This is a genomic window from Candidatus Thioglobus sp., from assembly GCF_028599055.1.
Taxonomy (GTDB): domain Bacteria; phylum Pseudomonadota; class Gammaproteobacteria; order PS1; family Pseudothioglobaceae; genus Thioglobus_A.
On the sequence record NZ_JAQRMS010000058.1, the window covers coordinates 1 to 6303 of the forward strand.

The 6303-nt window shown below is 41.3% G+C and carries 7 protein-coding genes; 5 read left to right on the forward strand and 2 right to left on the reverse strand.

What is annotated here, in order from left to right:
- The coding region (locus tag PSN35_RS04935; RefSeq protein WP_300030285.1) for a hypothetical protein at window positions 1–287 on the forward strand (287 nt) is incomplete at its 5' end.
- Here the strand turns inward: PSN35_RS04935 and uvrA are convergent.
- A complete protein-coding gene (gene uvrA, locus PSN35_RS04940) occupies window positions 270–3086 on the reverse strand; it encodes an excinuclease ABC subunit UvrA (protein ID WP_300030287.1) in 2817 nt (938 codons plus the stop codon). The genes PSN35_RS04935 and uvrA overlap by 18 nt on opposite strands.
- A 95-nt stretch (window positions 3087–3181) precedes the next feature.
- On the opposite strand from uvrA, the gene pyrH reads away from it, so the two are divergent.
- Window positions 3182–3895, forward strand: coding sequence for a UMP kinase (gene pyrH, locus PSN35_RS04945; protein ID WP_300030289.1), 714 nt, complete (start codon window positions 3182–3184; stop codon window positions 3893–3895).
- Between the two features lie 2 nt (window positions 3896–3897).
- Entirely contained in the window at window positions 3898–4455 is a 558-nt protein-coding gene (gene frr, locus PSN35_RS04950) for a ribosome recycling factor (protein ID WP_300030291.1), read from the forward strand.
- Window positions 4456–4530: 75 nt separating this feature from the next.
- Here frr and PSN35_RS04955 read toward each other — a convergent pair whose 3' ends face one another.
- A complete protein-coding gene (locus tag PSN35_RS04955; RefSeq protein WP_300030294.1) occupies window positions 4531–4920 on the reverse strand; it encodes a hypothetical protein in 390 nt (129 codons plus the stop codon).
- A 68-nt stretch (window positions 4921–4988) separates the two neighbouring features.
- On the opposite strand from PSN35_RS04955, the gene cmoB reads away from it, so the two are divergent.
- Both cmoB and PSN35_RS04965 read left to right on the forward strand, forming a co-directional pair.
- Window positions 4989–5942: a tRNA 5-methoxyuridine(34)/uridine 5-oxyacetic acid(34) synthase CmoB gene (gene cmoB, locus PSN35_RS04960; RefSeq protein ID WP_300030297.1), complete on the forward strand. Its 954-nt coding sequence runs from the start codon at window positions 4989–4991 to the stop codon at window positions 5940–5942.
- 10 nt (window positions 5943–5952) lie between these two features.
- Window positions 5953–6303, forward strand: a 351-nt coding sequence (locus tag PSN35_RS04965) for a zinc ABC transporter substrate-binding protein (protein ID WP_300030300.1), incomplete at its 3' end; no start/stop codon positions are given.

The following is a 6303-nucleotide window of genomic DNA, read 5'->3' on the forward strand; positions in this document are numbered from 1 at the left end:
ACCCTAAACAAACTACTTTTAGCTACCAAATTGCTGACGGCAGTTCAGTTGAAACGCAAGAATTTCAAAGATTCGACAATCAAACAGTTAACATTCAAGGCAAGAATTATGCAGCAATCAAGGTGGCTCGAATCAACCATAAAGGTAACAACATTCAAGCCTATTTCTTAAAGGAATATCGATATTTACCCGTTTTAATCAAACAAATTAAAGGTGGGCGAAATTACCTGTATGAAATAACCAATCTTGAAATGTCAGACATCAAAGGCTTACAGGTAACTCTTTAAATACTCACCTGTGTAAGAGCCTTTAACTTCACTCACTGCCTCTGGCGTACCAGTGGCAATAATATGCCCGCCTTTGTCACCACCCTCGGGGCCTAAGTCAACAATCCAGTCAGCGGTTTTAATTACATCTAAATTATGCTCAATAATAACAATGGTGTTTTCCCGCTCACGCAAGCGATTAATCACACCTAGCAATTGCTTAATATCATGAAAATGCAAGCCAGTTGTTGGCTCATCTAAAATATAAAGTGTTTGTCCAGTATCTAACTTAGACAACTCCTTGGCCAGTTTAATACGTTGCGCCTCACCACCTGATAGTGTTGTTGCATTTTGACCTAGGGTAATATAAGTTAGCCCCACATCCATTAATGTTTGTAATATTTGATTAATCTTAGGAATAGGTTCAAAAAATTCTACGGCAGTTTCAACCGTCATACCCAACACTTCTGAAATATTTTTACCCTTGTAGGTAATTTCCAAAGTTTCACGATTGTAACGATCACCATGACAAACGTCACATGGCACATAAATATCAGGCAAAAAGTGCATTTCAACTTTAATTAGCCCGTCACCTTTGCAAGCCTCACACCGACCCCCTTTAACATTAAAGCTAAAACGCCCCGGCTTATAACCCCGGCTTCTCGCCTCTAATGTTTGCGAAAACAAATCTCGAACTAACGAAAAGATGCCTGTATAAGTTGCTGGATTAGAGCGCGGTGTTCGCCCAATTGGGCTTTGATCAATATTTACAATTTTATCAACTTGGTCTAATCCTTCAATTGAATCAAATTCAGCTGGTGTTGTTTGTGCACGGTTCAAATCTCGCGCCGCTAGTGCATACAAGGTTTCGTTAATCAAGGTTGATTTACCCGATCCTGATACGCCAGTGACACACGTTAACACACCAATAGGAATGGACAAATCAACATTATTTAGATTGTTGCCTTTAGCGCCTTTAATCTCAATCCAACGATCTGAAGTTTTTCGCTGTGCAGGTACCTCAATACTCTGTCTGCCACTTATGTAATCACCCGTGAGCGATTTTGGATTGTTGGCTACCTCTTCTGGTGTGCCTGATGCAATCACTTCACCACCGTGCATGCCTGCACCTGGGCCAATATCGATCACATAATCAGCTTGTTTGATCGCATCTTCATCATGCTCCACCACAATCACTGTATTACCAATATCTCTTAAGTAAGTAAGTGTGTTTAATAGTTTTTGGTTGTCACGTTGATGAAGGCCAATAGACGGCTCATCTAGAACATACAAAACACCCATCAACCCTGCGCCAATTTGACTGGCTAGTCGGATACGCTGAGCTTCACCGCCCGAGAGTGAATTAGCTCGACGATCGAGGCTTAAATATTCCAGACCAACATTGATTAAAAACTCTAAACGCTGAATAATTTCTTTAAGGATTTTGTCCGCAATTTGAGCGCGCGAACCTTCAAGCTTTAGGTCTTTTAAAAACTCATAAATACTGGCAATAGATAATTTGGTAATGTGTGATAAATTTTGCCCGCCAATAAAGACGTTTCTGGCCGATTCATTGAGTCGGTCACCCTTACACTCAACACAATTCATACTCACCACATAGCGTGATAACTCTTCTCGAACTGAGCGAATCTCGCTTTCCTCATAGCGACGCATCATTCTAGGAATTACCCCTTCAAAAGGCTTAGGCTTATTTGACCAACCTTGTCTACCTTTTATTTTAGAAAAATCAATTTCATCTTCGCCACTGCCATACAGCACAATCTTTTTATGCTTATCACTTAACTCTTCATAGGTGGTTTCGATGTCAAATCCATAGTATTGACCAACCAACATCAATACTTGATAAAAATAAGCATTCGAGCGACCCCAGCCATGAATAGCGCCATCGGCCAAACTTAAGCCCGGATTAGCCACTACCTTCTGTGCATCAAACATGTCCTTAACACCTAATCCATCACAAGTTGGACAGGCGCCAACAGGATTATTAAAAGAGAATAATCGAGGCTCAAGTTCAGTCAATGAATAACCACACTGCACACAAGAAAACTTAGCAGAAAAAACCAGCTCATCCCAGCTAGGCTCTTCACTCATCGAGGCAACCCTTACCAGGCCACTACTCAAATTAAGCGCTGTTTCCAAAGATTCGGATAGGCGCGAATTGATATCTTCACGAATTTTAAGTCGATCAACCACGATTTCAATGGTGTGGCGAGTCTTGCCATTAAGCTCATCCATCTCATCCATGTAAAGCACTTCGCCATCAACCCGTGCACGCAAAAACCCTTGATGAGATAACTCTTCCAATAGTTTTTTATGGCTGCCTTTACGATTTTGCACAATCGGCGCCAACAGCATAATTTTTTCACCTTCAGGCAAAGCGGTAATACCATCCACCATTTGTGACACTGTTTGAGAGGCTAGGTCAATTTCATGCTTGGGGCATTTTGGCACGCCCGCTCGAGCAAACAACAATCGCAGATAATCATAAATTTCAGTAATGGTACCCACAGTAGAGCGCGGATTATGTGAAGTGGCCTTTTGCTCAATAGAAATTGCTGGAGATAAGCCCTCGATATGATCAACATCAGGCTTTTCCATTAACGATAAAAATTGCCTTGCATAGGCTGACAATGACTCAACATAGCGCCTTTGGCCTTCCGCATAAATTGTGTCAAATGCTAACGATGACTTGCCCGAACCAGACAAACCGGTAATCACTACCAGCTTGTTTCTGGGGATATTAATATCAATATTTTTAAGATTGTGAACGCGAGCGCCTTGTATGCTAATTTGATCCATGAGATGCAGAAATTATGTCGGACAAAGGGTTCATTATAACGAACAAGATAGGTAAAATCACTCTGTATTATTTAACCTTTGACAATTCTCAACACATGAGCAAATATAAACGCATTTTATTAAAATTAAGTGGCGAAGCGCTAGCTAGCTCAGAAAATACCGTTGATCCTGCCACATTAGACAAAGTGGTTAGTATTATCAAATCTGTTCAAGAGCAAGGCATTGAAGTAGGTATTGTTGTTGGCGGGGGTAATATTTTCCGTGGCGCAGCACTTGCAGAAGCTGGAATGAATCGCGTCACTGGCGATCACATGGGCATGCTTGCCACAGTCATGAATGCATTGGCCATTTCAGACAGCTGTCGTAAACATGATGTTGATGTATTGGTGATGTCCGGCTTTCCAATTGGCGGTGGTGTTTGCGAGCCAATGGATCACAACAAAGCTAAACAAGCACTTAGCGAAGGCAAAGTGGTTATTTTCTCAGCAGGTACGGGTGCACCATGTTTTACCACTGACACTGGTGCAACCTTAAGAGCAATTGAAATTGGTGCAGAGGCAGTCTTTAAAGCCACTAAAGTTGATGGCGTTTACACGGCCGATCCTATGAAAGATCCAAGTGCTACTCGTTACGATACACTTACTTTTGACGAAGCCATTGCTAACAATCTTCAAATTATGGACACATCGGCATTTGCCATGTGTCGTGAACACAATATCGAAATTTGTGTCTTTAGTATGCTGGAAGATACAAAAACACTCTCTAAAATTCTTAAGGGTGACGCCCTAGGAACTATTGTAAGGAATTAATTATGCTAGCTGAAATTCAACAAGACGCTAAAGAGCGTATGGGCAAGAGTGTCGACTCTCTTGAAACTAATTTTGGAAAAATTCGTGCTGGTCGTGCACATCCCTCATTGCTAGAGCAAATTCAAGTTGAATACTACGGCTCTATGGTGCCATTATCTCAAGTGGGTAATATTGCCGCTGAAGATTCGCGCACACTGAAAGTATCGGTTTGGGAAAAAGACATGTCAGCAGCGGTGGAAAAAGCCATCATGACATCAGATTTAGGCCTAAATCCTCAAGCTATGGGTCAAGTAATTCGCATCCCACTGCCACCACTGACTGAAGAACGTAGACGTGATTTGGTTAAAGTGGTTAGAGATGAAGCAGAAAATGCCAAAATTGCCATTCGTAATATTCGTCGTGATGCCAATGGCGACTTCAAAGATCTACTAAAAGACAAAGAAATCTCAGAAGACGAGGCTAGAAAAGCTGAAGAAAATATTCAAAAAATTACCGATGCCAGCGTTAAAGAAGTGGAAGCAAAATTAACTGAGAAAGAAAACTCCCTACTGGAAATTTAACCATTTCTTTAGACGTTAAAAAAGGCCTGTATTTTTTCAATTGCAGGCCTTTTTTTTGTTAGCTAAGAATTAAGCCTACTCACCCTTTACACATGAAAAGTAATCCGCCCAACGCTCAGGTGAAAACAAAGTACCCATAGCATCAATCGGACCTGTATTAAATAAGAAGCCACCTGCTAACGCATCTTTAAATCTTGCAATGTTATCATCCGACAAGCCTAAAGTTGCTTGACATGCCTGGTGTGCTGATTCGGTTACTGCAAAACCAGAAGGTGTTTGGCCAATCACTTTAGACGTGTCGCTTAATGTCATGGTATCTGGCGCCTGCTCAGTAATAACTGTTTTTTCAGCCACCGGCTGCATTGAATCTAGCGCCTCAACCGGGCCCATGTCACGATCATCGCCGCCAGCAATAAGGCCAGTTGTTAATGTAATTGCCGCTGCAAAAGTTAATGTTTTATTCATCATGTCTTTGATCTCCAAATAATTTAAAATTCCTCTTTTAAAGCTATTTTATATCACTCTGGTTTTGTATGCTTAAAGATTTTGAAAAACACTGCAAATCGACCTCTTTATCCCCTATTTGCACATCATTAGTTGAGTTGTCAATGCAAGCGTTTGGCGTTAATAATGGCAACATTCCCAAATGGGAAAATGCCATTATCGATCTTGAAGCCAATCAACCTGGTCCAGTTAGTTTCAAACACCCTTTTGTCGCTATCGATTCCGATATCAACCCCAATCAACTAACCCAATCCCTCAAACAACTGATGCCGTGGCGTAAAGGCCCGTACCAAATTGGACAGCTGAATTTAGAGAGTGAATGGCGTGGCGACATGAAATGGGATCGACTCAAAGATCACATTCAACCTTTAGCTGGAAAAGCAGTACTTGATGTTGGATCTGGCAATGGTTATTTCACCTATTTAATGGCCTTACAAGGTGCTGATTTGGCATTGGGTATTGAGCCGTTTTTACTGTTCAATTATCAATTTCAAGCCATTCGAACGCTAATAAGCAATCCACCAAAAGCTTACGTACTGCCGTTAAAACTTGAGCAGATGCCCATGCAACCTTCTTTTGATACGGTTTTCTCTATGGGGGTTTTATATCATCAAAAAGATCATATGCTACATCTTCAACAGCTTAAAAATGTACTGCAGGATGACGGGGAACTTATACTAGAGACGCTTGTTATTGATCAGATGTATGGCGATCAAATCATTCCTGAAGATCGTTATGCACGCATGCGCAATGTTTGGTGCTTGCCTTCCACTGACACCTTACACACTTGGCTAACGCAAGCAGGATTTAACAATATTAGACTAATTGATGCCACCAAAACCACGCCAGAAGAACAGCGCGCCACTCACTGGATTGGCGATAACACGCAGTCTATCAAAGACTTTCTAGATCCGAATGATGATGATTTAACCGTTGAAGGATTGCCAGCACCCAAACGCGCAATCTTTATCTGTAACAAATAACGGTATAATTATGCGCATGATTTTTCGATTCTTAATCCTTGGCTTTCTACTGAGCACCCAAACTTTTGCCGCGCCAAATATTGTGGTTAGTATTAAGCCCATTCACTCTATTGTCAGTAGCCTTACTCAGGGCGTTTCCAAGCCAGCACTTTTGCTGGACTCCAATCAGTCTGCACATCATTTTCATCTTAGACCTTCGCAACTATCACTGGTAGAACAAGCTGACTTAGTTATTGCTATTCATCCAAATATGGAAGAAGGTTTAAATAAAACGCTTAGTAATCTTGGCTCTGATAAAAGATTTTATGTAATTACTAATGCCGAGCATGATGAGCATGATGAGCATGATGAGCATGATGAG